19 protein-coding genes and 1 pseudogene are annotated in these 21,242 nt (G+C 75.3%); 11 read left to right on the top strand and 9 right to left on the bottom strand.

Translation table 11 applies throughout. The features are described 5' to 3' along the window. Window positions 1–279: 279 nt before the first annotated feature. From ACOBQU_RS17955 to ACOBQU_RS17945, 3 genes are all read left to right on the top strand, one after another. On the top strand, window positions 280–639 hold the full coding sequence (locus ACOBQU_RS17955) for a hypothetical protein (protein ID WP_423628191.1): 360 nt from the start codon (window positions 280–282) through the stop codon (window positions 637–639). A gap of 138 nt (window positions 640–777) precedes the next feature. Next, entirely contained in the window at window positions 778–1,041 is a 264-nt protein-coding gene (locus ACOBQU_RS17950) for a hypothetical protein (protein ID WP_423628189.1), read from the top strand. Continuing rightward, a complete protein-coding gene (locus ACOBQU_RS17945) occupies window positions 1,038–1,433 on the top strand; it encodes a hypothetical protein (RefSeq protein WP_423628187.1) in 396 nt (131 codons plus the stop codon). The genes ACOBQU_RS17950 and ACOBQU_RS17945 overlap by 4 nt, the downstream gene beginning before the upstream one ends. Before the next feature lie 53 nt (window positions 1,434–1,486). On the opposite strand, the gene ACOBQU_RS17940 is transcribed toward ACOBQU_RS17945, so the two are convergent. Both ACOBQU_RS17940 and ACOBQU_RS17935 read right to left on the bottom strand, forming a co-directional pair. Continuing rightward, window positions 1,487–3,061: a WD40 repeat domain-containing protein gene (locus ACOBQU_RS17940; RefSeq protein ID WP_423634573.1), complete on the bottom strand. Its 1,575-nt coding sequence runs from the start codon at window positions 3,059–3,061 to the stop codon at window positions 1,487–1,489. A 105-nt stretch (window positions 3,062–3,166) separates the two neighbouring features. After that, window positions 3,167–5,073, bottom strand: a pseudogene (locus ACOBQU_RS17935) (hypothetical protein); the annotation flags it as partial. A 382-nt stretch (window positions 5,074–5,455) separates the two neighbouring features. Here ACOBQU_RS17935 and ACOBQU_RS17930 point away from each other — a divergent pair. Beyond that, entirely contained in the window at window positions 5,456–5,866 is a 411-nt protein-coding gene (locus tag ACOBQU_RS17930; protein ID WP_423628185.1) for a hypothetical protein, read from the top strand. Between the two features lie 63 nt (window positions 5,867–5,929). Here ACOBQU_RS17930 and ACOBQU_RS17925 read toward each other — a convergent pair whose 3' ends face one another. The 3 genes from ACOBQU_RS17925 to ACOBQU_RS17915 form a co-directional block, all read right to left on the bottom strand. Beyond that, a complete protein-coding gene (locus tag ACOBQU_RS17925) occupies window positions 5,930–7,840 on the bottom strand; it encodes a serine/threonine-protein kinase (RefSeq protein WP_423634571.1) in 1,911 nt (636 codons plus the stop codon). 120 nt (window positions 7,841–7,960) lie between these two features. Next, window positions 7,961–8,518 (bottom strand): MarR family winged helix-turn-helix transcriptional regulator, encoded by a 558-nt coding sequence (locus ACOBQU_RS17920; protein WP_423628183.1) that lies wholly within the window; start codon window positions 8,516–8,518, stop codon window positions 7,961–7,963. Beyond that, window positions 8,515–9,105 (bottom strand): DJ-1/PfpI family protein, encoded by a 591-nt coding sequence (locus ACOBQU_RS17915; RefSeq protein ID WP_423628181.1) that lies wholly within the window; start codon window positions 9,103–9,105, stop codon window positions 8,515–8,517. Before ACOBQU_RS17915 ends, ACOBQU_RS17920 begins: the two co-directional genes overlap by 4 nt. 176 nt (window positions 9,106–9,281) lie before the next feature. Between ACOBQU_RS17915 and ACOBQU_RS17910 the strand changes: the two genes are divergently transcribed. Beyond that, entirely contained in the window at window positions 9,282–9,911 is a 630-nt protein-coding gene (locus tag ACOBQU_RS17910; RefSeq protein WP_423628179.1) for a DUF4956 domain-containing protein, read from the top strand. Continuing rightward, a complete protein-coding gene (locus tag ACOBQU_RS17905) occupies window positions 9,908–10,723 on the top strand; it encodes a VTC domain-containing protein (RefSeq protein WP_423628177.1) in 816 nt (271 codons plus the stop codon). Before ACOBQU_RS17910 ends, ACOBQU_RS17905 begins: the two co-directional genes overlap by 4 nt. Here the strand turns inward: ACOBQU_RS17905 and ACOBQU_RS17900 are convergent. The 3 genes from ACOBQU_RS17900 to ACOBQU_RS17890 all read right to left on the bottom strand — a co-directional run bounded on the left by ACOBQU_RS17900 (window position 10,653) and on the right by ACOBQU_RS17890 (window position 12,998). Continuing rightward, complete coding sequence (locus ACOBQU_RS17900; protein ID WP_423628175.1) at window positions 10,653–11,993, bottom strand: sensor histidine kinase; 1,341 nt, start codon at window positions 11,991–11,993, stop codon at window positions 10,653–10,655. The two genes, ACOBQU_RS17905 and ACOBQU_RS17900, sit on opposite strands and share 71 nt — an antisense overlap. 2 nt (window positions 11,994–11,995) lie before the next feature. After that, window positions 11,996–12,673, bottom strand: a complete 678-nt coding sequence (locus ACOBQU_RS17895; protein WP_423628173.1) for a response regulator transcription factor — start codon at window positions 12,671–12,673, stop codon at window positions 11,996–11,998. Window positions 12,674–12,791: 118 nt separating this feature from the next. Further along, window positions 12,792–12,998, bottom strand: coding sequence for a hypothetical protein (locus ACOBQU_RS17890; RefSeq protein WP_423628171.1), 207 nt, complete (start codon window positions 12,996–12,998; stop codon window positions 12,792–12,794). A gap of 61 nt (window positions 12,999–13,059) precedes the next feature. Here ACOBQU_RS17890 and ACOBQU_RS17885 point away from each other — a divergent pair, with 61 nt between their 5' ends. From ACOBQU_RS17885 to ACOBQU_RS17865, 5 genes are all read left to right on the top strand, one after another. After that, window positions 13,060–13,347: a hypothetical protein gene (locus ACOBQU_RS17885; RefSeq protein ID WP_423628169.1), complete on the top strand. Its 288-nt coding sequence runs from the start codon at window positions 13,060–13,062 to the stop codon at window positions 13,345–13,347. A gap of 508 nt (window positions 13,348–13,855) precedes the next feature. Next, on the top strand, window positions 13,856–15,214 hold the full coding sequence (locus ACOBQU_RS17880; RefSeq protein WP_423628167.1) for an aspartate aminotransferase family protein: 1,359 nt from the start codon (window positions 13,856–13,858) through the stop codon (window positions 15,212–15,214). Between the two features lie 516 nt (window positions 15,215–15,730). Beyond that, window positions 15,731–16,543 carry a GntR family transcriptional regulator gene (locus ACOBQU_RS17875; protein WP_423628165.1) on the top strand — a complete coding sequence of 271 codons (813 nt, stop codon included), beginning with the start codon at window positions 15,731–15,733 and terminating at the stop codon, window positions 16,541–16,543. Continuing rightward, a complete protein-coding gene (locus ACOBQU_RS17870) occupies window positions 16,540–19,002 on the top strand; it encodes a glycosyltransferase (protein ID WP_423628163.1) in 2,463 nt (820 codons plus the stop codon). Before ACOBQU_RS17875 ends, ACOBQU_RS17870 begins: the two co-directional genes overlap by 4 nt. Window positions 19,003–19,113: 111 nt before the next feature. Further along, the gene (locus ACOBQU_RS17865; RefSeq protein WP_423628161.1) at window positions 19,114–19,764 is read left to right on the top strand and encodes a hypothetical protein; all 651 of its coding nucleotides are present in this window, start codon (window positions 19,114–19,116) and stop codon (window positions 19,762–19,764) included. 547 nt (window positions 19,765–20,311) lie between these two features. Here ACOBQU_RS17865 and ACOBQU_RS17860 read toward each other — a convergent pair. Next, window positions 20,312–21,112, bottom strand: a complete 801-nt coding sequence (locus ACOBQU_RS17860) for an SLATT domain-containing protein (protein WP_423634569.1) — start codon at window positions 21,110–21,112, stop codon at window positions 20,312–20,314. Window positions 21,113–21,242 lie beyond the last annotated feature (130 nt).

The following is a 21,242-nucleotide window of genomic DNA, read 5'->3' as shown; positions in this document are numbered from 1 at the left end:
GTTCGCTGGCGGAGCAGCGTAAGGAAGGGCGGATGAGGATCGCCGCCGCGCTGCGTGAGCTGGAGGAATCCCGGTATCTGCGGCGGGTGGTCCACAAGGACCGCGAGACGGGCCAACTGGCGACTGTCTACGAGGTGTTCGACACTCCGTACGACGAGGATCCTCCGGAGGGTGACGGTGAAGAAGTCCGAAACCTGGCCTCCGGTGAGCCGTCCGCCGGGCCGTCGGGCCCTCTCCCTTCGGGAGAAAGGACCAGGGGGAAGAACCTCCTCCCCGGGGGTGGGCGCGGGCGCGGCGGCCCGGCTGCTGAGTTCGCTCGGCCGTGCCGAGCCCCGGCTCACGCTGAGCGCCGCCGAGGCGGCGCGGCTCGCGCCGCTCGTGGAGGAGTGGTGGGCCGTGGGGGCGAGCGCCGCGCAGGTGCGGGCGGCGCTGACGCAGGGGCTGCCGGAACGGGTGTACGCGCCGGGGGCGCTGGTGCGGGACCGGTTGGAGCGGAAGCGGCCGTCGCCGCCACCGGCCGCGCCGTCCGCGCCGGTTGACGCCCGCGAGGCGGGGGCGCCCGGTTTCGTGTCGGCCGCGATCAGGGGCGCGGAACTGGCCCGGACGCTGCTGCGCGGCCGGGGGCCCGTACCGGCGTGACGCCCGCGGGGCACGGGCCCCGCGAAGACTCCCGGCCGCGCGACCGCGGGGCCGGGTTACCCGATCGAAAGGGCTGCGATGAGCACAGTGCTGGAACGACCTGAGACGCGGGTGGTATACCGCGAGTATACTGTCGTCATGGCTGACACCACCGTCAAGGTCGACCCCGCTGTCCGTGACCGCCTCATGGTGCTGGCCCGCGAGCGCGGGCTCACCATGCGGGACCTGATCGCCGAGTTGGCCGGAGCCACGCCCACGCGGGAAGAACTCCGCAAGCGGTACGAGGAGACGAAGGCGTACTGCGAGACGCACTTCGGCGTGACGTTCACGGACGAGGACCACGACAGGGCCGAGAAGGTCTGGCAGGACTTGGAGGCCGGTCGGCCCGTGGACAGCCTGTGAGGGCAGGGTCGACCGCCGTCGTCTACGACGAGACGGCGCTCCTCGCGCTTGGCTCGGGCAACCGCCTGGCCTCGCAGTTCATCGCGAACACCGAGCACGGGCCGACCCGGCACGTCTACGTGCCCGCGCTCTGCCTGGCCGCGGCCGACGGTATGCGCAAAGGGCTGGCCGAGCACGTCGGCGCCCTGCCCGCCGCCGAGATCGTCGAACTCGACTTCGCCGGAGCCGCGACGGTGGGCGGTCTGTTGAGAGACGGCGTGGAGTGGCGCATCGGCCACGCGATCCACCTGGCACGCCCGACGGTGGAGTGGCCGGACGGGCGCCCCGTGGTCACCACGGAACCGGACCTGTACGCGGAGATGCCGCTGGTCCGCACGATCCGGCTTCCCTAGGTAACGCCGCACAGATCAGGGGCGCCGTCGCGTGCGGTGTCCCTGAGTGCGTTTCAGGGGGTGGGGCAGACCGGATCGTGGGGCTGGTCGGGGGTGTAGGTGGTGTGTTCCTGGCGGGTGAGGTCGCGGTGGACGGCGCGGCAGATGTCGCGGCGGGCCTCGCGGGGGGTGGGCAGGGCGACGTGCCACAGGCGGACCTGGCCGTCGTCGCCGCCAGCGGCGACGGTGTGGCCGTCGGGGCCGAACGCGACGACGCTCACCGGGTCGGTGGAGCCGGTGAGGTGGCCGCGGGGGCGGCCGGTGGCGGTGTCCCAGAGGCGGACGGCGCCGTCGGCACCGGAGGAGGCGAAGGCCCGGCCGTCGGGGGCGAAGGCCAGGGCGGTGACCTCGCCGGTGTGGCCGGTGAGGGTGGCGCGGTGGTGGCCCGTGCCGGTGTCCCACAGCCGTAGCGTGCCGTCCTCGCCGCCGGTGGCGAGGACCGAGCCGTCGGGGCTGAACGCCAGCGCCGCCACGGGGCCGGGGGCGCCGGTGAGGGTGGTGCGGCGCTTGCCGGTGGCGGTGTTCCACAGGCCCACGCCGCCGTCGCCGCCGGTGGCGAGGGTGCGGCCGTCGGCGGTGAACGCGACCGCCAGGGTGTCCTTGGTCCCGTACAGCGGACGGGCCCGGCGGACCGACGCGTCCCAGAGTTCCACGTCGCGGTTGCCGCCGACGACGGCGAGGGTCAGCCGGTCCGGGCCGAGGACCACGTCCTCCGCCAGGTGCGGGCGGCCGGGACGGGAGGTGCGCCGGGCGCCGGTGGCGGCGTCCCAGGCGCGGACCGCCTGGGTGCCGCTGGCGGTGGTCAGGGTGCGGTTGTCGGGGCTGAACGCGACGTCGAGGACGGGGCCGGAGCGGTCGGGGAGGGTGGCGCGGCGGCGGCCGGTGGCGGTGTCCCACAGGCGGGCCGTCCCGTCGTCGCCGCCGCTGGCGAGGGTGTGGCCGTCGGGGCTGAACGCGACGGTGAGGACGGGTTCGCGGTGGCCGGTGAGCGTGGTGAGGTCCGGTTCGGCGGTGGTGCGCCACAGGCGGGCCGTCCCGTCGTCGCCGCTGGTGGCGAGGGTGCGGCCGTCGGGGCTGAAGGCGAGGCCGGTAACCGGCTCGGTGTGGCCGGTGAGGGTGGTGCGCAGGCGGCCGGTGCGGGCGTTCCACAGGCGGGCCGTCTCATCGGCGCTGCCGGTGGCGAGGGTGGAGCCGTCGGCGTCGAACGCCACGTCGGTGACCGGGCCGGTGTGGCCGGTGAGGGTGGTGCGGACGCGGCCGGTGCGGGCGTTCCACAGGCGGGCCGTCTCATCGGCGCTGCCGGTGGCGAGGGTGCGCCCGTCGGGGCTGAACGCCACGCCGGAGACCGTGTCCGTGTGTCCGGTGAGCACGACCCGTGTCCGGCCGGTGGCCACGTCCCACAGGCGGGCGGTCCGGTCAGCGCCGCTGGTGGCGAGGGTGCGGCCGTCGGCGCTGAACGCCACCGAGAAGACGGGGTCGGTGTGGCCGCGGAGCGTGCCGCGGGCCCGGCCGGTGGCCGTCGACAGCAGGCGTACGGAGCCGGTCTCGGTGCCCAGCGCGAGGGTGCGCCCGTCGGGGCTGAACGCCATGGCGACCCCGGCGCCCATGCCGCTGGCGAGCGTGGCGCGGCGCCTGCCGGTGGCGGGATCCCACAGCCGTACGCGCCACTGACTGCCCGTTGCGAGGGTGCGCCCATCGGGGCTGAACGCCACGGCGGACACACCCCCGTCGTGCCCTCTGAGCACGGCCCGCGTCCGGCCGCTGGCCACGTCCCACAGGCGGACCGTCCCGTCGGCGCCGCCGGTGGCCACGGTCCGCCCGTCGGGGCTGGACGCCACCTCGTGGACGGGCCCCTTGTGGCCGGTGAGGCGGTGCCGCAGCGGCAGGTCAGCGGCGGCGTAGAGGGCGCTCAGGGCCTCCTGAGTGGGGGCGGTGCGCTCGGCGCGGACGGCGAGGAGCGCGGCGAGGTCGGGCTGGCGGTCCAGGAGGGCCGCGGACTGCGCGGCCAGCTGACGGGACTGGGCGACGCGCTGGGCGGCGCGGGCCCGGTCGCGGGCCGCGTCGCTGTCCCGGCTCTGCCGCCAGGCGATCACGCTGGTGGTGAGCAGCAGCGCGAGCAGCACCGACAGGGCGACGGTGAACCGGCGCAGACGGCGCGTCACCCGGGCCGCGGCCCGCCGCTCGCGGTCGCGGGCGGCGGTGCTCGCGGAGAGGAACGCGCGCTCCAGGACGGTGAGTTCGCGGTGGCGGGACTGCTCGGGGAAGTGTTCCCGGGCGGAGGCGAGGCGGGTGCCCCGGTACAGGGCGCCGACGTCGTGGCCCAGCTCCTGCCAGACCTCGGCGGCCTCGGTGAGCGCGCGGTGGCAGCGCAGCCGCTCGCGGTCCTCGTCGATCCAGCGGCGCAGCCGGGGCCAGCCCGTGATGACGGCCTCGTGGGCCAGCTCGACGGTGTCGTGGTCGAGGGTGACGAGGCGGGCGCGGGCCAGGCGGTCCAGGACGTGGCTGGTCCCGGCGGGGTCGCCGGTGTCGAGTTCGGCGCGCGGCACGGGGCGGCGGGTGTCGGGGGTGCCGTCGCCGGGCGCGATCAGCCGCAGCAGCAGATGGCGGGCCAACTCGGCGTGGGCGGAGGGAGCTGGGTGTAGGCGTGCTCGGCGGTGCGGGCGAGGGCGCCGGTGACCTCGCCGGAGGCCTCGTACGCGGCGACGGTCAGGGTGCGGCCCTCGCGGCGGCGCCAGGTCTCCAGGAGGGCGTGCGAGGTCAGCGGCAGGCAGCCCGGCTGGTCCACGGTCTCCTCGATGAGCCGGGCGGTCAGGGAGCGCTCCACGATGAGCCCCTGGGCGGCGGCGGGCTTGACGATGGCCTCGCGCAGCTCGGCGGGGCTCATCGGCGGCACCGGAAGCGCGGCGTCGCGCACGGTGCGGGCCAGCTCGCGGTGCTGGAGGCAGTGCCCGTAGAAATCCGCCCGTACGCCGAGGACGATCCGCAGGCGGCTGTGCGGGGCGCGGGCGGCGGCCAGCATCGCCACGAACCGGTCCCGTTCGTCGCCGTCGTGGCAGAGGGTGAACACCTCCTCGAACTGGTCGATCACCAGCCAGGTGTCGCCGTCGTCGGCGGCCGGTCGGAAGAGCCGCTCGTGGGTGCGGGCGGGCCGGGCGCCGGGCGTGAGGATGCGCAGGGCGGCGGGGCGCGGCAGGCCGTCGGCGGGCTGCTGGAGGCGCGCGATGAGACCGGCGCGCAGCAGCGACGACTTGCCGCTGCCGGAGGGGCCGAAGACGGTGACGAGGCGGTGCCGCCGGGCCAGGTCGAGGAGTTCGCCGGTGAGCCGCTCGCGGCCGAAGAACCGCTCGCTGTCCCCGGCCTCGAACCGGGCGAGCCCCCGGTAGGGCGGCTGCGCCCCGGCGTCGGCCGCGTCGGCCTCGTCGGCCGCGTCGGCGCGCTGCTCGGTCTCGGCGCGGCGGGCCTCCTCCCAGCGGCGCCGCCACGGCTCCGGATCGCCGTCGCAGGCCCGTACGTAGGCGAGGGCGACGCGCAGCGACGGCAGCTTCTCGCCCGCGACGGCGTAGGCGAGCGCCGTCGCCGAGTACTCCACGCGCCGGGCCATCGCCCGGTACGGCGGCGTGCCCGCGGCGCGCCGCAACTCCCTCAGCTCGTACGCGAACCGCTCCACCGGCCCGGCGGCCGGATCGATCGGCTTCTCCCGACGCCCCACGCGGGCCTCCCCCGTCGGCCCTCCCCGCGACGGCACCCACCCAACACGGCGCGGCGGTGGCGCGGAAGCACCCGGAGCGCCAACTCCCGTCCCGTGACAGCGGTCCCGCAGGTCGCCGCGGGCCCCGGCTTTTTGTCCCGTGGCACGGAAGGGGGCTGCGGGACAAACCGGCAGCCGCTGGAATCGCTTCCGTACCACTCGACACGACACGGCTGGATCAGCCGGTCGAGCACCGACCACGTACAGGGGGAATTCCGTGCGTACGCGTACTCGTATGGTTCCGTTCGCGATGTCCGCCGTGCTGCTCGCGGGCGGAGGCGCGGCGACGGCCGTCGGCACCGCCGGTGCGGCGGAGCCGACGGCGGACGAGGTGTCCGCCCGGTCCTGCTACGGCAGCGCCAGGAACTACACCAGCGCGCCGGGCGGCCCCGGCGGCCGCAACGCGCACTGGCCGGGGACGGGCCGCTGGGCCTACGCCACCAGGAACTGCGCCGACATCAACGTGAAGGTCAACCACAACCGCAAGGTCAAGGTCTGCTGGAAGCGCACCGGAACCTGCCAGCGTGACTGGACGAACGCGAAGCGGGGCCGCTGGGTGGCCGTGGCCACGAACGTGCGGGACGGCGCCGGGTTCTACGTCCAGTTCCGTGGCGTGAACCGCAGCACCGGAAAGATCGCCTACTAGAGCCACCGTCACGGGGGAACCGGGCGCCGGGCGGGCTGCTGACAGCCCGTCCGGCGCCCGCTGTCAGCTCTTGGTGTACGTCAGGGCGCCGGTGCCGTCCACGTTGGTGCGGCGCAGCTGGCCGCCCGGCAGTATCACGATCTCGCTGCGCTTGCCGGGGTCGCAGGTGGTGGCCGGGCCGACGGTGACGTCGGTGGGCCCGATGCTGAGCCGGTTCTCGGAGGCCGACTCCAGTTTGCCCTGGAACACGCAGTGGTAGGTGCCGCCGCTCTCCAGCGGCCCGTCGGCGGTCACGGAGAGCACGGTCTCGCCGACCTCGCCCTGCTGGATGGTGAGTTCGCGGGTGCTGCGGCCCGCGTCGGTGGTGAGGCTGCCGCTCCAGGTGCCGAGGAACTTCCTCGGTACGGTGCCGTCGTCGGCCTGCGCCGACGTGGACGGCGTCGGCGAGGCCTGCCCGGAGTCCTCGTCGTCGGTGGGGGTGCCGGGCGTCTTGGGGGCGGCGGAGCCGCGGCCCTTGTCGTCGCCGCGGGCCTTCGGGTCGCCCTCGCCCTTCATCACCGCGTACACGGTGCCGCCCGCGCCGACCGCCACGACCAGGGCCGCCGCGACGAGCAGCGCGGTGGAGCGGCCGCTGCGGCGGGGCGGGTCGAGGGGCGGCGGGCCGTAGGGCGGGGTGGGGCCGTAGGGCGGGGTCTGGCCGTACGCGGGCTGGGGGTGCGGGTAGCCGTAGGAGTGGCCCGCGGGCTGCTGCGGGTGGCCGTAGGCGGGCGCGTGGCTGGGCGTGGGCGGCGGGGCGGGCGCGGCGCCGCTGATCATGGTGGGCAGGTGGTTGACGGGCGGGGGCGCGGTGGGGGCGCCGGGCGGGGGAGGGGTGTCGCTCTCGGGTCTCGGGGCGGGCGGGGCGGCGTTCAGGGCGGCGCCGTTCACGGGGGCGGCCTGCGGCGGGGCGGGCGGGGTGCCGTTGACAGGGGAGGCGGGGGAGGCGGGGGTCGCGGGGGTCCCGGCGGCCGGTCCGGTCCCGCCTTCCGGGGTGCCGTCCGGCTCGCCGTCCGCCTCGGGGTTCTCGGTGTCCAGCAACTGCACGGCGTGCCGCCCCAGTTGCGCGACGAGCGCGCCCGGCAGCCAGGGCTCCAGGGACTTGCCCTCGAAGAGGGTGTCCTCGGTGCCGGTGCGGGCGACGATGTCGTCCAGGGACGGCCGGGCCGCGGGGTCCTTGGCGAGGCAGGCCTGGACGAGTTCCGCGATCTGCTCGGGCACGCCCTCCAGGTCCGGCTCCTCCTGCGCGATGCGGAACATCAGGGCGTGGACGCCGCTGTTGGCCGTGCCGAACGGCAGTGCGCCCGTGGCGGCGTACGCGAGGACCGAGCCGAGGCAGAAGACGTCGCAGGCGGGCGTGACGCGGTCGCCGCGGACCTGCTCGGGCGCCATGAACCCGGGCGAGCCGACGAGGGCGCCGGTGCGGGTGAGGCCGCCGTCGGTGACGGTCTGGAGGGCGCGGGCGATGCCGAAGTCGATGACGCGGGGCCCGTCGATGGTCACCAGGACGTTGGACGGCTTGAGGTCGCGGTGGATGAGCCCGGCGGCGTGGATGTCCTTCAGGGCGTGCGCGAGCCCGGCGGCGAGGATGTTCACCGACCGCTCGGGCAGCGGCCCGTGGTCGTGCGAGACGACCGCCTGGAGCGAGGGCCCGGCGACGTACCCGGTGGCCACCCACGGGATCGCCGCCTCCGTGTCGGCGTCCAGGACGGGCGCGGTCCAGGCGCCGCCGACCCGCCGCGCGGCCCCCACCTCCTGCCGGAAGCGGTCGCGGAACTCGTCCTGCGCGGCCAGCTCCTCGCGCACCAGCTTCACCGCCACCGTGCGGCCGCGGTCGGAGCGCGCCAGGTACACCTGCCCCATGCCGCCCGCGCCGAGCCGCGCGAGCAGCCGGTAGGCGCCTATCCGCTGCGGATCCCCCGGGCCCAGTTTCTCCATGGCCATCGCGGCGCCGTCCTCCCCCAGAATCCAGCCACTTCCCGCGCGGCCACTGAGCGTGAACCGCGTGCAACAGACTGAGGATAGTGCGGGGTCACGGGGGGCGGCCCGGGGTTACGTCTACGGTTCCGTAACGGCGGCCTCCAGGGCCGCGAGGGCCGCCGACAACTCCTCCAGGGCCTGGGCGGTTTGGGCGAATCGCTCCGGGCCGATGGCGTCCCTGAGCCGCCTGGCGAGGTCCGCGTGGCCCGGGCGGATGCGTGCGACGGCGGCGCGGCCCGCGTCGGTGGGGGCGAGGAGTTTGGCGCGGCGGTGCGCCGGGTTGGGCGCGTACGCGGCGAGTCCGTCGCGTACGAGCAGGTCGGCGACGCGTTGCACGCTCTGCCGCGTGATGCCCATGACCCGCGCGATTCCGGCCACCGGCAGGGGTTCGCGCAGGACGGCGCCGAGGACCTGCCAGCGGGCGGCGGTGAGCCCGGCGGGCCGGGCCAGTTCCTCGGACACGGCGAGGAACTGGCCGTTGAGCCGGAAGACACCGAGCGCGGTGCGGCTGAGCAGCTCCTGGGCGGCGCGGGTGTCCTCGGCGGCGGGATCGGCGTCCCGGGTGGCGCCGGGGGCGGAGTCGGCGTCCCGGGCGGCGCCGGTCGCGGGGGCGGCGTGCCGTGTGCGGCCGGTCATGAGTTCAGCGTCTCGTACGCGGCCGGGTCCGAGTCGTGGAACAGGCGGTACCAGGCGTCCAGCTTCTCGCCCTCGAACGCGCCCATCCGCTTGAGGACCTCGCGGGCGAACGCCACCGGCTCGGTCGGCCCGGCCGTGATCAGGTCGCCGTCGGTGACGGCGTCCGTCTCGACGTACCGCGCCCCGCCCCCGTACCCCGTGGCCGCCAGGTACATCGCGGCGGCGCTGGTGTGCGCCCGGTCGTCGAGCAGGCCCTCGCGGGCCAGGCCCGCCGTGGCGCCGCAGATCGCCGCGACCGGCACGCCCGCGTCGAGGAACGCGCGGGCGGCGCGGGCGAACGGCGCGAGGGCGTCGCCCGCGTCCCACAGGTCGGCGCCCGGCAGGAGCAGCAGCGCGCTGTCCTCGGGCCGCAGCTCGTCGAGGGTCAGATCGGGCTGGACGCGGACGCCGCCGACGCTGGTGACGGGCTCGCGGGTGGCGGCGACCGTGCGCACGCGGTGCCCGGCGCGGGCCAGATAGGCCGTGGCGTAGCCGGTCTCCCAGTCGGCGAGGGTGTCGTAGACGGCGAGGTGAACGGTGCTGCTCATGGCGGCCTCCTGCCCGGAACGTATGTAAGCATGCTGTCATTACGACAGCACACTGTCAATCACATGGGGCGCGGCACCCCGCCCATCGCACCGGACCGGGCCCCTCCGGAGTCCGCACAGCCCCCTTAACGTCCGCCAGGAGCCCCCTTAACCCGCCCCCTCCTACCGTCCCGGCCATGGACCTTCCGACGCTCGCCGCCCATCTGGGCCTGGACCTCGTGGCCGTCTCGCTGCTGACCTTCGGCGTCTTCCAGCCGCGCCACCGCAGGCGCGAGCTGGTGCCCGCCTATCTGGCCCTGAGCGTGGGCCTGTGCGCGGTCGTCGCGGGCCTGTCCCAGGCCCGGGGCGGCGGCGGACTCGCGCTCGGCTTCGGGCTGTTCGGGGTGCTGTCCCTCATCCGGCTGCGCTCCGACGCGGTGCGCCACCAGGAGGTCGCGTACTACTTCACGACGCTCGTCCTCGGCCTGCTGTGCGGGCTGCCCGGGCTTTCGCTGCCCAGGGCGGCGGCCCTCGCGGCCGTGCTGCTCCTGGTGCTGTACGCCGCCGACCACCCGCGCCTGTACGCCCGCGACCGGCGCGCGGTCGTCACCCTGGACGCCGTGTTCCGCGACGAGGACGCGCTCCGCGCCGAGCTGCGCCGACGCCTCGGGGAGCCGCTCGGCTGGACCGTGCAGGAGGTCGACTACGTACGCGACCTCATGGTGCTGGAAGTCCGCTTCCGACAGCCGGAACTCACGCAGCGCCACCGCTCGTTCACTCGGCGGACCCCGCGACCGACCCCGCGCCTCAGCAAGGAGACCGCGTGAATCCTGCCCTCCGTGCCCTCGGCCGTGCCGCCCTCGCCGCGCACCCGCTGTCCCTGGACGAGCTGAACGCCCGAGCGGAGCTGCTCGCGCGCTACGACCACAGCTATCTCGTCCCCGTGGAGATCTTCGAGGACTTCGCGGCGCTGCTCACCGACCCCCGCCGCCGCGGCGGCCCGTTCCGCGCCCTGAGCATCAACGGCCGCCGCCTGTTCGCGTATCACTCGACGTACTACGACACCCCGCGCCTGAGTACGTTCCACGCCCACCGCCAGGGCCGCAGGCTGCGCTACCGCGTCCGCGAGCGGGTCTACCGGGACAGCGGGGAGCGGCAGTTCGAGATCAAGCTGAAGACCGGCCGCGGCGAGACCGTCAAGCACCGCCAGCGCATGCGGGGCGAGGAGCACGCCCTGGACGCGGCCCGGCGCGGCTTCCTCACCGGCGTGCTCCAGGGCTCGTACGGCATGGCGGCCCCCGACGACCTCAGACCGTCCCTCGTCACGGACTACCAGCGGGCCACGTTCGTCGCCGACGGCCAGCGGATCACCTGCGACGCGCGGCTCGTCGTCACGGACGTGGCGACGGGCGCGGTCGCGGCGGCCGACAGCGGGCTCGTCCTGGTCGAGACCAAGACGCGCGGCAAGCTGACGGAGGCGGACCGAGTGCTGCACCGGTACGGGGTGCGGGCCGCGGAGTTCACCAAGTACTGCGGGGGCTTCGCCGCCGTCCGCCCCGATCTCGGGGTCAACCGGTGGGCGCGGGCGGTGCGGACGGCGTTCCCGAGGGGGGCGACGACGCGGCGCGCGGGAAGGTGAGGGTGACGCGGGTGGGGCCGGACGCGACGGCGAAGGCCCCGCCCGCGTCCTCGGCCGTGCGGCGGGCGATGTCCAGGCCGAGGCCGGTCGACCCGCCACCGCTGGCGCCCCGCGCGGGCGGGACGCCCGGGAAGCCGGGCCCCTCGTCGGCGACGACCAGCCGCACCCGGTCGCCGTCCGCCGCCGCGACGCTCACGTGGAAGGCGGTGCCCTGCGGGGTGTGGTCGAGAACGTTGCCGATCAACGCGTCGACGGCGGCGCAGAGTTCGTCGTACGGCACGGGGACGGGCACCGCCCGCGGGGGCGTGTCCACGGTGCTCGCCCGCCCCTGGTCCTCGGCCAGCGGCTGCCAGAACGCGGCGCGTTCGCGGGCCACGGCCGCCAGGTCGGCGCGCGGCGCGGCCCGCAGCGGTCGCCGCGCCGCGCGGATCACGTCGTCCACGCTGCGCTCCAGGGCGGCCACGTCCGTCGCGATCCGGCGCGCCTCGGCCCCGTCGCGCAGCGTCTCGGCGTCCAGGCGCAGGGCGGCGACGGGGGTGCGCAGGCGGTGCGCGAGGTCGGCGGCGCTCTCGCGGGCGCGGGCGCGCTCGGCGGTCAGCAGGTCGTCGATGCGGGCCGCGAGGCGGTTCAGCTCGGCCGCGACCAGGCGCAGCTCGGGCGGGCCCTCCGGTGCCGCGCGGGCGGTCAGGTCACCGGCGGCGAGCCGGTCCGCGGTCCGCGCGAGGGAGCGCGTCGCGCCCACGAGCCGCGCGCCGAGCCGGTCCGCGAGCAGCAGCCCGAGCAGGACGAGGCCGACGCCGATCCCGGCGAGCACCAGCCACGACGCCAGCGTCCCGGCGTACAACTGCCGCTCGGTCAGGGTCACTTGCACCACCGCGGTGCCGTCGGCGGCGCCGTGCACGGGCACCAGGACCTGGCGGCCGCCGGAGGACGGCTCGTAGGTGAAGGCCCGCCCGGTGCGGGCCAGCCGCACGGCGTCCGTCACCTCCACCGGCCCCGGCCCCACGCCGGACCCGTCCCCCAGGATCAGCGACGTCCGGGGCAGCCCGTGCCCGTTGACGCTCTCCACGGTCTGCTCGGCCGTCGCCCGCTCCTTCGCCGAGGCGAGCGCGGGCCCGATGGCGTGCGCCACCCACTGGGCGCGGGCCGTCGCCTCCGCGGTCGCCCGGTCGGCGGCGTGGCTGCGGGTGAGCAGGGTCAGCGGGACGAGCAGCGCCGTGAGGACCAGGGCGGTGGTCGCGGCGGTGAGCAGCAGCAGGCGGCGGCGCATGGTCAGGGGGCGGCGAGTTTGACGCCCACCGTGCGGACGGTGTGCAGATAGCGCGGCCGCTGCGCCGTCTCGCCCAACTTCCGCCGCAGCCACGACAGATGGACGTCGACGGTCTTGTCGGCGCCGCCCAGCGGCTGGTGCCAGACCTCGGCGAGCAGCTCGCGCCGCGACACCACCTGGCCCGCGCGCCGGGCCAGGTGGGCGAGCAGATCGAACTCGCGGGGCGTCAGGTCGAGTCGTACGCCGTCCAGGCTGACCTCGCGGCCCGCGACGTCGACGGCCAGGCCCCCGACCCGGATCGGCCCCTCCGGCTCCGCCGTGCCGAGGCGGCGCAGTACGGCCTTCACCCGGGCGTCCAACTGGGCGGCGCCGAACGGCTTCACGATGTAGTCGTCCGCCCCGTCCCCGAGGGCCGCGACCATCTCCGGTTCCTCGTCGCGGGCCGTCGCCACGATCACGGGTACGTCGCTGACCGCCCTCAGCATCCGCAGCACCCGTGCGCCGTCCACGTCCGGCAGCCCGAGGTCGAGCACCACCAGGTCGGGCCGGTGTGTGACCGCCGCGTCGAGGCCCGCCATGCCGGTGGGCGCGGTCGCGACGGCGTGCCCCCTGTCCCGCAGGGCGCGCACCAGGGCGCCGCGGAGCTGTGGGTCGTCTTCGACGACGAGGAGATGGGCCATGGGGTCACGTTAGCCAGACAATTGCGGGTAGTTCACTGTCTGTTCATGTCTACTGCGGGCTCTTGACCGGGGAATGCGGGTTCTTAACCGGGTTCTTAACCGGGTTCTTAACCGGACGTTAGGGAACGGTGGGGGAGGGTGGCGGGGTGGGCAAGTGGTGGAGTGCCGCGAGCACGATGGCGTGGGTGGCGGTCGGTACGGCCGCGGGGGCGCTGGGCGCCTGGCAGTTGGCCAGCGCGGACGCCGGGGGTGCGGCGATCAGCCGTCCGCTGGACGAGGGGGCGGTACGGCGGGCGCTGGCGGAGGCGTCTTCGCCGGGGACCACTTCGCCGGGGGCACCTTCGCCGGGGGCGTCACCCTCGCGGTCGCGATCCCCTTCGCCGGGGGTGCCCCCCTCGCGGTCGCGGTCCCCGGCCGACGGCGCGCGGCGGTCGACGGTCCGCTTCACCGGCGGGACGGCGACCGTGGAGTGCCGGGCCGACGGCACCGCGTACCTGCTGTCGTGGAGCCCCGCCGACGGGTACCACATCGACGACGACGTCAGCCGGGGCCCGGCGGCGGAGGTCCGCCTGGAGGCGGAGCCCAGCGACGACGACGCGGCGGAGGACGTGACGTACGCCGTCACGTGCACCGGCGGCACCCCCCACCCCCGAGCCCTCCCCGACGCCGACTGACCCACCGGCGCGGGGCCCACCGCCCGCGGCGGAGCCCCACCACCACCGCCCCCCTCTCCCACCCGCCCACCCGTGACCGCCCTCGCGGGAGGGGACCGCCCCTGGCGGGGGCGTGCCGCCATCGGCGTCTGCCCCTCCGCGGGCCGTCTCCTCGCCCACCCGCCCACCCCTTTCCGCCCTCGCAGGACGTTGCCGCTCCCCGTGGCCGCTGCCCGCCGTCGGCGTCTGACCGCCACGGGTGGGAAAGCACACGCCCCGTGGAGTGGCAGACGCCGATGGTGCTCAGCCCCGGCGGGGAGCGCCCGCGTCCGGCGAGGGCGGGGACGGGTGGGCGGGTGGGCGAGGAAGCGGGCCGCGGGGTGGTGGACGCCGAGGGGGGCAGCCCCAGCCAGGGGGCGCCCGCGGCGGTTCGGGGGCCAGGGGCCAGACAAGGTGTCGGGTCGTGGGGGGAGGGGCGGGACAGGACGCCCATGGCCCGCCCGGTATCGGGGCGTTTAGCCTCGGCGGCATGACGCCTCAGCCAAACCCCGGGCTCGGTGCGGCGGTCGCCGCAGCGGACCGCGCGCACGTGTTCCACTCCTGGTCCGCGCAGGAGCTCATCACCCCGCTCGCCGTCGCAGGCGCGGAAGGCTCGTACTTCTGGGACTACGAGGGCAACCGCTACCTCGACTTCACCAGCGGCCTCGTCTTCACGAACATCGGCTACCAGCACCCGAAGGTCGTCGCCGCGATCCAGGAGCAGGCAGCGAGCCTGGCCACGTTCGCGCCCGCGTTCGCGATCGAGGCCCGCTCGGAGGCGGCGCGGCTCATCGCCGAGCGCACCCCCGGCGACCTCGACAAGATCTTCTTCACCAACGGCGGCGCCGAGGCCGTGGAGAACGCCACCCGCATGGCCCGGCTGCACACCGGCCGCCCCAAGGTGCTCTCCGCGTACCGCTCGTACCACGGCGCCACCGCCGCCGCGATCAACCTCACCGGTGACCCGCGCCGTTGGCCGTCCGACAGCGGGGCGGCGGGGGTCGTGCACTTCTGGGCGCCGTTCCTGTACCGCTCGCCGTTCCACGCGGAGAACGAGGCGCAGGAGTGCGAGCGCGCCCTCCAGCACCTGGAGGACACGATCGCCTTCGAGGGCCCGGCCACGATCGCCGCGATCATCCTGGAGACGGTGCCGGGCACCGCCGGGATCATGCCGCCGCCGCCCGGCTACCTCGCGGGCGTCCGCGAGCTGTGCGACCGGTACGGCATCGTCTTCGTACTCGACGAGGTCATGGCGGGCTTCGGACGCACCGGCAAGTGGTTCGCCGTGGACCACTACGACGGTGTCGTACCGGACCTGATGACCTTCGCGAAGGGCGTGAACTCCGGGTATGTGCCGCTGGGCGGCGTCGCCATCTCCGGAGCGATCGCCGAGACCTTCGCCCGCCGCCCCTACCCGGGCGGACTCACGTACTCCGGTCATCCGCTGGCCTGCGCCGCCGCCGTCGCGACGATCAACGTCATGGAGGACGAGGGGGTCGTCGAGAACGCGGCGCGCGTCGGTGAGGAGATCGTCGGGCCCGGACTGCGGGAGCTGGCCGAGCGCCACCCGAGCGTCGGCGAGGTGCGCGGGCTCGGCATGTTCTGGGCGCTGGAGCTGGTACGGGACCGGGAGACGCGGGAGCCGCTCGTCCCGTACAACGCGAGCGGTGAGGCCAACGCGCCCATGGCGGCGTTCGCCGCTGCCGCGAAGGCCAACGGGCTGTGGCCGTTCGTGAACATGAACCGGACGCATGTGGTGCCGCCGTGCACCATCACGGACGCCGAGGCGAAGGCTGGCCTCGCGGCCCTGGACAGTGCGCTGGACGCCGCCGACGCGCACACCGCCTAGTCGGCGACCGCCGGTCCGTGGGCGGTCCCCCTCTCCCACCCGCCCGCCCGTGACCGCCCTCGCGGGACGTTGCCGCCCCTGGCGGGGGCTGGCCACCGTCGGCGACTGCCGGTCCGTGCGGCGCTTCCTCTCCCACCCGCCCACCCGTTGCCGCCTGGCTGCGCGGGCGGGCGCCCCACGCGGGGGTCGGGCGCCGTCGGCGACTGCGGGTCTTCGCCCCCCCCAGCGGCCCGCAGACGCCGACGGCGGCCAGCCCCGGCAAGGAGCCTTCACACCTCGCGAGGGCGGAAACGGGCGGGCGGGTGGGAAAGAACAACCACCCACGGGCCCGCAGGCGCCGACGGTGACCGGCCCCCGCGGGGAGCGTCCACGCCTCGCGAGGGCGGTCACGGGCGGGCGGGTGGGAGAGGGGCCCCGCAGCCTCGCGGCAGCGACCCGGCAGGGGAGCGCAACCCCGACCGCGTAATCTGGCGTGCTCGTAAGCGATCCAGGACGCCCACGTCAGAAAGACTCACCATGCCCGGAGCCGACGGCACCGCCGTCATCCGCAGCACCCTGCGCCAGCAGATCGCGGACGCCTTGCGGGACGAGATCCTCGCGGGCCGTCTCGTACCGGGCCAGGAGTTCACGGTGAAGGAGATAGCCGACCAGTACGGCGTCTCCGCGACCCCGGTCCGCGAGGCGCTGGTGAACCTGGCGGCGCAGGGCCTCCTGGACGCCGTACAGCACCGCGGCTTCAGGGTGCACGAGTTCGCGCTCGCCGACTACCGCGGCATGCTCCAGGCCCGCGGCCTCATCGCGGACGGCATCTTCCGCGACCTGGCGGTGACCGCGCCGCACCGCCCCGTGCCGCCCACGGGCTACGTCGCGGTGCGCCGCCGCGGCGAGGAGGCGGCGCGCGCGGCCTCCGCGGGCGACCTGACCGTGCTGATCGGCTACGACCTGCGGTTCTGGCGGGAGCTGAGCGAACTGTTCGGCAACGCGTACCTCGCGGAGTTCCTGCACCGCCTGCGTGTGCAGTCCTGGGCGTACGCGGTGCCGCACCTGCGCCGCGAGTCGGAGCGCCGCGGCCATCTGCGCGGCCGCCTGTGGGCCCGGCACACGGAGCTGGTGGACGCGCTCACCCGGCGGGACGCGTACGGCGCGCACGCGATCGTCGCGGAGTACCACGGCCACTCCCTGCGCCTGCTCGAAACCCTGGCCGAGGCCCCACCGCCCGGGCCCCGGGCCGAATCCCTACCCACGTACCAGCCCAACTCCAAAACCCCCGAGAGTCCCGAAACCCCCGAGAGTCCCGAAACCCCCGAGAGCCCCGAGCCCCCCGCATGAGCCCCGTCGACCTCAGCATCGTCATCCCCGCCTACAACGAGGAGCGCCGCCTCGGCCCCTCCCTGGAGGCGATCCGGGCGTATCTGGACGCCGCTCCGGAGGGCCCGAGCTGGGAGCTGATCGTCGTCGACGACGGTTCCACGGACGGTACCGCCGACATCGCGGCGCGGGCCGCCGCGGCCGACCCCCGTATCCAGCTGGTCCGCGGCGACGGCAACCACGGCAAGGGCCACGCCCTGCGCCAGGGCGTCCTCGCCTCGTACGGCCGCCGCGTGCTCGTCACGGACGCCGACCTCGCGGCGCCCATCGAGGAGCTGGAGACGCTGGAGAAGGCCCTCGCGGACGGCTACGCGGCGGCGGTCGGCTCCCGCGCCCGGCCCGGCGCCAGCATCGGCGTGCACCAGCACCGGCTGCGCGAGCTGCTCGGCCGGGGCGGCAACTTCCTGATACGCACGGTCGCCGTCCCCGGGATACGCGACACCCAGTGCGGGTTCAAGCTCTTCGACGGCGACCGGGCCCGGGCGGCGTTCGCCGCGTCCCGCCTGCGCGGCTGGGGCATCGACGTGGAGATCCTGCACCACTTCCGGCGCGAGGGCTGGCCGGTCACCGAGGTGCCGGTGCGCTGGTCGCACCAGGAGGGCTCGAAGGTGCGGCCCACGGACTACGTGCGCGTCCTCGCCGAGCTGACCACCCTCAGGACCCGCTCCCTACGTCCCATACGCCGCGTCGACCTCCTCGTGACGGGCCTGTTCCTGGCCATCGCCACGGCCCTGTACGCGAACCGCTGGGTGTCGCCGAACCACCGCTACCTCCCCGACGCCCTCCAGGACCAGAACCAGTGGGAGTGGTTCTTCCAGGTCACGGCCCGCAACGTCAGCCACCTCGACAACCCCCTGTTCACCACCCTCCAGAACCATCCCGACGGCGTGAACCTCATGGCCAACACGGTCATGCTCGGCCTGTCCGTTCCGCTGGCCCCGGTGACCTGGCTGTTCGGCCCGGCGGTCAGCCTGAACGTGGCGATGACGCTGGGCCTCGCCGCGACCGCGACCGCCTGGTACTGGCTGTTCGTACGGCGTCTCGTACGCCATCGCGGCGCCGCCGCGACCGGCGCGGCCCTCGCCGCGTTCGCGCCCCCGATGATCAGCCACGCGCACGCGCACCCGAACTTCATCGTCCTGTTCATGATCCCGCTGATCATCGAGCGGGCGCTGCGGCTGTGCGAGGGCCGTCACGTCGTACGGAACGGGGTGGTCCTCGGCCTGTTCACGACGTACCAGATCTTCCTCGGCGAGGAGCCGCTGCTGCTCGCGGCGATGGGGATGCTGCTGTTCACGGCGGCGTACGCGGTGGTGCGCCGGGATGTGGCGCGCGCCGCCTGGCGTCCGCTGGCGCGGGGCCTGGGCGTGGCGCTCGCGGTGTGCCTGCCACTCGTCGCGTACCCCCTGTGGTGGCAGTTCTTCGGCCCGCAGAGCTACAAGAGCGTGCTGCACGGCGACAACGCGGGCAACAGCCCGCTGGCCCTGCTCTCCTTCGCCGAGCGCTCCCTCGCGGGCGACGCGGACACGGCGGCGGCCCTGTCGATGAACCCCACCGAGCAGAACGCGTTCTACGGCTGGCCGCTCGTCACCCTTGCCCTGCTGATCACCGTCTGGCTGTGGCGCCGGGCGGTGGTGAAGGCGCTGGCGTTCACTGCGGTGGCGGCGGCGCTGCTGTCCCTCGGGCCGAAGATCCGCGTCCCGTGGACGGACGTGATCCTTCCGGGGCCGTGGAAGCTGCTCTCCGACCGGCCGCTGTTCGAGTCCGTCATCGAGGGGCGGGTGGCGATGGTGTGCGCGCCGGTGCTCGGCATGCTGATCGCGCTCGCCCTCGACCGGCTCGCGACGCCGGTGCCGTCGGCCATGCCGCCGTCGGCCATGCTGCGGACGCGCGTATTCCGGTACGCGGGTGTGGGCGCCGTCGCCCTCGCCCTGATCCCCATCGTGCCGCTGCCCCTGAAGGCCGTGGACCGGATCGACGTACCCCCGTTCATCGCCGACGGCACCTGGCGGCAGTACGTCGACACGGCGGCGGGCGAGACCCTGGTGCCGGTGCCGCTGCCCGACCCCGGGTACGCCGAGGCGCTGCACTGGCAGACCTCCGCCGACCTGGGCTTCAAGCTGCCCGGCGGCTACTTCAACGGGCCCTGGGGCCCCGACCGCGTCGGCATCTACGGCGCCCCGCCCCGCAACCTCTCCAACCTCCTGCGCGACATCCGCGGCACCGGCCGCGCGGTCCGGATCACCGACGCCTGGCGCCGCGCCGCCCGCGAGGACCTGCGCTTCTGGAACGCGGGCGTCCTCGTCCTCGCCCCCCAGCCCAGCGACGCCGCGCTGCGCGCCACGGTCGACGACCTCCTTGGACAGCGCGGAAAGTGGGTAGACGGGGTGTGGATCTGGCAGGTGCACGGGGGGTCCTGAGCGGGAGCTGTGCCACTACGCTGCCGGAACAACACGCACGGTAGCCGGGCGGGGGCGCCTTGACCGGCCCCCGTGCCCCCGGCAACCGACCGTCAACCTAGGGAGCATTTCTTGGCCTGCGACTTGTGGCTCGTCCCGCTCGTCGACGTGCTCTGCCACAGCCCCGACAACCCCTTCGCCGAGGAACTCGCCGCGTACGACAAGGCGCTGACCGAGGCGGGACTGCCGTCGGTGCCGGTGTACGCGTACATGCCGGGGCTCTCCGGCGACGTGGCGCCGGTGGCGGGCTTCGACTACGACGCGCTGCATTTCCTGCGCCGGGCCTATCTGCTGCGGGTCTGCGGCCTTGAGGTCACGCCCGTCGACGAGCTGGGCGGGGACTACGAGCAGCTCCTTGAGATGTTCGACAGCACGGCACAGCAGTCGCACCTGGTCTGGCACTACGACCACGCGGGCGCGTACGTTCCCGTGGACTTCCCGGCGCCCCTCGCCAACGACGAGCTGCTCGCCGGGGGCGGGCCGCTGGGGTCCTCCCAGGCGCTGCTGCGCGAGCTGGAGTTCGTGGCCCCCGCGATCGGGATAGACCCGGCGAACCCGCCCCTGCCGCCGGCGCCGCCCGGTGCGCCCACCACCCTGGAGGAACCGGCGGCTCCCGGGCCTCCCGACCCCAGCCCCTTCGCCCGCGAACGTCACGTGTGGCTGGGCCTGCACACCGCCACCACCCGGAGCCTCGCGCAAGGCTCCATGATCCTCTACAGCTGACCCACCCCCACCCTGCGGGCGGCCCCCCTCTCTTTCCCACCCGCCCGCCCGTGACCGCCCTCGCGAGGCGTGGACGCTCCCCGCGGGGGCCGATCACCGTCGGCGCCCGCGGGCCCGTGGGCGGCCCCCCTCTCCCACCCGCCCGCCCGTGACCGCCCTCGCGAGGCGTGGAGGCTCCTTGCGGGGGCCGGTCACCGTTGGCGCCTGCGGGTGCGTGGGTGGTTGTTCTTTCCCACCCGCCCGCCCGTTTCCGCCCTCGCGGGATGTGGAGGCTCCTTGCGGGGGCCGGTCACCGTCGGCGGCTGCGGGTCTTCGCCCTCGTGCGGTCCGCAGCCGCCGACGGCGTCCGACCCCCACAAGAGACCCCCACCCGCGCAGCCAGGCGGCAACGGGCGGGCGGGTGGGAGAGGAAGCGGCGCACGGACCGGCAGTCGCCGACGGTGGTCAGCCCCCGCCAGGGGCGGCAACGTCCCGCGAGGGCGGTCACGGGCGGGCGGGTGGGAGAGAGGAACGGAAAGAGAGCCGGGCGCCCACCGCAAGGTGGGCCTCAGCGCGCGTCGGGCGGCCGCTGCCGAGGCATGTTCGGCCGAGCCCCCGGCGGCAGCGGAAACCGCCCCCCACCACCCCCCGCCTCCCCCCGGGCGACCCGGGGCCCGGCGACCTGCATGGCCAACGGCCCGGAACCCGCGCGGAACTCCACCATCCAGTCCGCCGTCTCGGCCCGCACCAGCTCCGTCACGTCCTCGGAGAACCGCCGCAGCACCAGCAGGCACCGCTCCGCGGCCTCGCTGGCGGTGCCCTCGGTCGGCCCGAGGACCTCCCGCACGCTCTCCGACGCCCAGTCGAACTGGAGCACCTGGAGCCGCCGCTGCACGGCCTGCGCGGTGGCGACGTCCCGCATCCAGCCGGACGTGAACCCGAAGAACCGGTCGCACCCCACGCACGCCACCCCGGCGAGCAGCGAGACGAACCCCCACGCGGCCGCCCCCGGCGCCGCCCCCGCGAGGTCGAGCAGCGGCAGCACCCCCGTGCCGACGGCGCCCAGCGCGGCGCCCCCGCGCAGCAGCCGCGCCCCGAGCCGCTTGCGCCCCCGGTCGCGCAGATACCACCCGGCGGTGTCGAGGGCGCCCCGCTCCACCCACCGGTAGAGCTCGTCGAGCCGCGCGGCGGGCTCGCCCCAGTCGCCCAGCGGAAACGTTCGGCCCCCCAGGTCGCCCGGGGTGCCGGGGCCACCCCGGCCGGGGCGGCCCGGCACCGCCCCCGCCCCCTCGGGCCGCCCCGCCGCCCCGGTCCCGGGCCCGTCGGCCCCGGCCTCCGGCCCGTCGTGGGGCACGCCCTCAGGCTGCATCTCCGGCTGGTGGTGGCTCACCCGGCACTCCCTCGGCTTCCGCGAACGTCACGCAGAATGTCACGCACCGTAGGGGATGGTGCCTCCGCGCCGCACAAGTCCTACCGCCCAATGGGTGGCCATGCGGCCG

This window comes from Streptomyces sp. G45 (assembly GCF_049542095.1).
GTDB lineage: Bacteria > Actinomycetota > Actinomycetes > Streptomycetales > Streptomycetaceae > Streptomyces.
This window is presented reverse-complemented; position numbering and strand designations above follow the sequence as displayed.